This window comes from Arthrobacter sp. B2a2-09 (genome assembly GCF_027587375.1).
In the GTDB taxonomy this organism is placed as follows: domain Bacteria; phylum Actinomycetota; class Actinomycetes; order Actinomycetales; family Micrococcaceae; genus Arthrobacter.
Genome location: NZ_JAMXIC010000067.1, coordinates 1 through 1523, shown reverse-complemented (window position 1 = coordinate 1523; position 1523 = coordinate 1). Strand labels below are relative to the sequence as shown.

Sequence of the window (1523 nt, the reverse complement as noted above, 5' to 3'; positions counted from 1 at the left end):
ACGGAGAGGTAGTTCTGGCCCTTGGGGTTGTAGATCTTCGCGGTGGGGAAGAACGCGTCCATGCCGAAGGTCCGCGACTCGTCCGGGACGACCGGGACAAAGCGTTTGCCGAAGTTCTTGTCCCGCATGAGGTCCTTCAGGAGCCTCACAAAGGCCATGGTGGTGGCGGCCTGCTGCTTGCCGGAGCCGCGCTTGGCGACCTCGTAGGACTTGGCCTCCGGCAAAGTCACCGGGGTGTGCGCGGAGCGGCGTTCGGGCACGGACCCGCCCAGGGCGGCGCGGCGGTCCATCATGTACCGGATTTCGGGGGCGTCCATGCCGGGGTGGTAGTACGGGGGGCGGTACAGGTCGGTGTCGAGCTGCTCATCGGTGATGGGGATGCGCAGGTGGTTCCGGAAGGCCTTGAGGTCTTCCATGGTGAGTTTCTTCATTTGGTGGGTCGCGTTGCGGCCCTCGAAGTGGGGTCCGAGTCCGTAGCCCTTGACGGTCTTGGCCAGGATCACGGTGGGTTTGCCCTTGAACTCGGTCGCGGCCTTGTACGCGGCGTAGACCTTGCGGTAGTCGTGCCCGCCGCGTTTGAGGTTCCAGATCTGCTCGTCGTCCAGGTCCGCGACCATGTCCTTGGTGGCCGGGGTCTTCCCGAAGAAGTGTTCCCGGACGAACCCGCCGGATTCGGCCTTGTAGGTCTGGTAGTCCCCGTCCACGGTTTCGTTCATGATCTTCACCAGGGACCCGTCGGTGTCCCGGGCCAGCAGGTCATCCCATTCCCGGCCCCAGACGACCTTGATGACGTTCCAGCCCGCGCCGCGGAAGAACGCCTCGAGTTCCTGCATGATCTTCCCGTTGCCACGGACCGGTCCGTCCAGGCGCTGGAGGTTGCAGTTGATCACGAAGGTCAGGTTGTCCAGGTTCTCGTTCGCGGCGAGCTGGAGCAGGCCGCGGGACTCGGGCTCGTCCATTTCCCCATCGCCCAGGAACGCCCAGACCTGCTGGTCACTGGTGTCTTTCAGGCCGCGGTCGTGCAGGTAGCGGTTGGACTGGGCCTGGTAGATCGCGTTCATCGGGCCGATGCCCATGGACACGGTCGGGAATTCCCAGAAGTTGGGCATCAGGCGCGGGTGCGGGTAGGAGGAGAGCGCGTGGCCCTGCTTGGACTTTTCCTGCCGGAACCCGTCCAGGTCCTCCTCCGTGAGCCGGCCTTCCATGAACGCCCTGGCGTACATGCCCGGGGACGCGTGTCCCTGGAAGAAGACCTGGTCCCCGCCCGAGGCGTGGTCCTTGCCGCGGAAGAAATGGTTGAAGCCGACCTCGTACAGGGTCGCGGCCCCGGCATAGGTCGAGATGTGCCCGCCCACCCCGATGTCGGCCCGCTGCGCCCGGTGCACCATCACGGCCGCGTTCCAGCGCATGTACGCCCGGTACCGGCGCTCGAACTCCTCGTTGCCCGGGAAGACCGCTTCCTGGTCCGCCGGGATCGTGTTCACGTAATCGGTGGTCGTCACCATCGGCACGCCCACCGACTG

At 65.5% G+C, this 1523-nt stretch carries 1 pseudogene; it reads right to left on the bottom strand.

From position 1 onward, the window contains the following. Positions 1-1523, bottom strand: a pseudogene (locus NFJ07_RS25510) (pyruvate dehydrogenase (acetyl-transferring), homodimeric type); the annotation flags it as partial.